Source organism: Bacteroidota bacterium, assembly GCA_030706565.1.
In the GTDB taxonomy this organism is placed as follows: domain Bacteria; phylum Bacteroidota; class Bacteroidia; order Bacteroidales; family JAUZOH01; genus JAUZOH01.
This window is the reverse complement of sequence record JAUZOH010000469.1, coordinates 1-2,736: the sequence shown is the minus strand read 5'-3', so window position 1 is coordinate 2,736 and position 2,736 is coordinate 1. Positions and strand designations below refer to the sequence as shown.

The following is a 2,736-nucleotide window of genomic DNA, read 5'->3' as shown; positions in this document are numbered from 1 at the left end:
GTTAGTCCTGCCGAAGGTATTCGAAAAATTGCCGGTGAAAATATTTTGGTGAAGGAAAATAACGGTAAAAACATATCAACTGCTGTATCAATTGCCAAAGAGTCAGATGTTGTAATTCTCATGTTGGGCGATCATCAGTCAGAAGGGTCTGATCATTCAATTGCACTTAATGGCAATCAGGATTCCTTGGCTTTTGCTGTATTGGCCGCAAATCCGAATACGATTGTAGTGTTGAAATCGGGTGGACCCGTACTTATGCCATGGGTTAATAAAGCCCCTGCAATTATTGAGGCATGGTACCCGGGTGAAGAAGATGGTGATGCTGTGGCTTCTGTTTTGTTCGGTAAAATTAATCCTTCAGGGAAATTGCCAATTACCTTTCCTGAAAAAATGGATGATCTTCCATTACAAACAGCCGATCAATATCCCGGAATAGATTATGTTCAGCATTATACAGAGGGTTTATTGGTGGGTTATCGCTGGTATGACACAAAAAATATTGAGCCTTTGTTCCCGTTTGGTTATGGACTTTCTTATACCACTTTTTCTTATAATGACCTTAAAGTATCGTCACCTGACAAGAAAAAAGGTGTAGTGGTAGAATTTAATGTTACCAATACAGGGAATAGGGAAGGAGCGGAAGTTGCACAGGTTTATGTTAGCCTGCCTTCGAATACGGAAGTTCCTCAACCTCTTCGCCAGTTGAAAGGATTTAAAAGAGTTGAATTAACTCCCGGTCAGTCTGCTCATATTTCTATCCCATTGGACATCCGTGCCCTGTCTTATTGGAATCAATCATCACATAGCTGGAAGGTGCTGACCGGTAATTATACCGTCTATGCAGCTGCTTCATCCCGTGATCTTCGCTTAACAGGAACTTTTACCTTGAAATAGAAATTTAAAACGGGTAATAGTAAAAAATTGTTATTCAACTGATTATTGAACCCTATTAATAAGCTTCCATTTATTGGCAATATACTGCTAATTAAATGGAAGCTTAATTTGCTATTCAATCCTCTGTTTTATTCGCAACAACCGGTTTTAGGATTGTTAACTGAAGTATTACTGCAATAGCGACAGGAATTGCAAGTAGAGCCATATCTTTTCCCAGATGTCCCGAATCTGTAGATTTTCCCAATAAGTTGGTGATAAATGCACCTGCAAATACTCCCGTCATATTCATCAATCCATATGCTGCAGCACGGTGTTGCGAGGAGATGAACTGGCAAAGAATGGGCATATTGTTGGCATCAAACATTCCGAAACCTATGCCGAAAAGAATTCCTCCTCCTACAATAGTAAAGGCTTCCTTTCCAAAACCCAGCAGAAGAAGGGCCGGAATCATAAGGAAAAGTCCAATAGCTCCGGTATAAATTCTCCCCCGTATGTTCCTTCCAATCCACCTGTCTGCAAGTATTCCTCCGAAAATAACTCCGATAAATGAAGAGGCGGCAATTGTTATCGTTGCCAAAGGACCAGCAATTGTCATATCAAGGCCCAGGCTGATGGAAAATAATGTTGGTAACCAGTTTTTGGTTGCCCATCCCGGGAAACTGGGTGCAGCAAAATAAAACAATATAATCCAGAAACTAATTGTTCCAAGGATTGTTCCCAGGCTCCGGTAAACGGATTTTAATCCCTCAATTTTATTTTTTGACGGTTTATAATCAGACGTGTTAGGATTACTTTTCTCTCTTTCATGATCCTTTAGGAAAAGCATCAGAACGAAACTGTAAATCACTCCTATTAATCCGAAAGTATGAAAAGCCGTTTGCCATGAAAACCTGTGTGCTAAGGTTGCACCAAATCCTCCTATGGCCTGGCCAAGATAAAGTCCTGTCATATGAATACCAATAGCAAGCGAACGGGTATTGCCCTTATGATATTCAACAATAAGGGCTAACCCTGCAGGAATGTACAAGGCTTCACTAATTCCCATTATCGCCCTAAGTATATACAGTACTGAAAAACTATGAACATAGCCCATTAAGAGGGTTACTCCTGACCAAACCCCAAGACTGCAAATGATTAATCTTTTTTTGCTAAACTTGTCGGCAACAAGCCCGGCAACTGGGCTTATAAAACCATAGATCCATAAAAAGACAGCCATCAGGCGTCCAAAATTTTCGGCTGATTCTAGTTCCTTAATGTCTACCATCATTGAACTTCGCATGGTGGACAACATTTGCCGGTCCATGTAATTAAGCAAGGCAACCATCCACAAAAGTCCGACAACAACCCAGGGATAGATAGATTTTTTCTTATCTTGTATCATTTTATATAGTTATAGCAGTCTGATTGTTCCTTTATTTTTTTCTCAATACTTTTTCCTGAAATATTGGATAAAATTTACTTGAATTCTTTATAGTTAATATGTATCTGATATCTAATTCTAAAAAAAGGTTTTTACAATTTATAAATCACTGATGTAATAGTTCGGACAAAGAGACTTTTTCAAAAACAAGGTCTGCCTGACTGCTTTCATATAAAATCCCTATTTCTTTTTCATTGATTGAGGTTATACATGAATAGCCCCTCGATTTTTTTTCATCCAACAACAACCAGTATTCTTTGGGCCAAGTCTTCCCGTCATCAAAGCTTACTTTTAAAGTCATATTATCCCTCATCTTTTTTGAATTGGGATTAAAAAATAACAGTAAGCTTTTTTGTACGCCATTTACCGAATAATTATGTTTATGAATGCTTGCCATACATACAGGCTCGATTAGGGCAGCT

At 38.8% G+C, this 2,736-nt stretch carries 3 protein-coding genes; 1 reads left to right on the top strand and 2 read right to left on the bottom strand.

Features of this window, described 5'->3' with window-relative positions; genetic code table 11:
- Nucleotides 1–894: glycoside hydrolase family 3 C-terminal domain-containing protein (locus Q8907_15655; protein MDP4275706.1), on the top strand; the 894-nt coding region annotated here is incomplete at its 5' end.
- A 115-nt stretch (nt 895–1,009) separates the two neighbouring features.
- On the opposite strand, the gene Q8907_15650 is transcribed toward Q8907_15655, so the two are convergent.
- Complete coding sequence (locus tag Q8907_15650; GenBank protein MDP4275705.1) at nt 1,010–2,275, bottom strand: MFS transporter; 1,266 nt, start codon at nt 2,273–2,275, stop codon at nt 1,010–1,012.
- A gap of 145 nt (nt 2,276–2,420) precedes the next feature.
- On the bottom strand, nt 2,421–2,736 hold a 316-nt coding region (locus Q8907_15645), incomplete at its 5' end, for a sialidase family protein (protein MDP4275704.1).

Excerpts from the sequence above, each read along its gene's own strand:
- Q8907_15650 (MDP4275705.1), bottom strand. The coding sequence starts at position 2,275 with ATGATACAAGATAAGAAAAAATCTATCTATCCCTGGGTTGTTGTCGGA.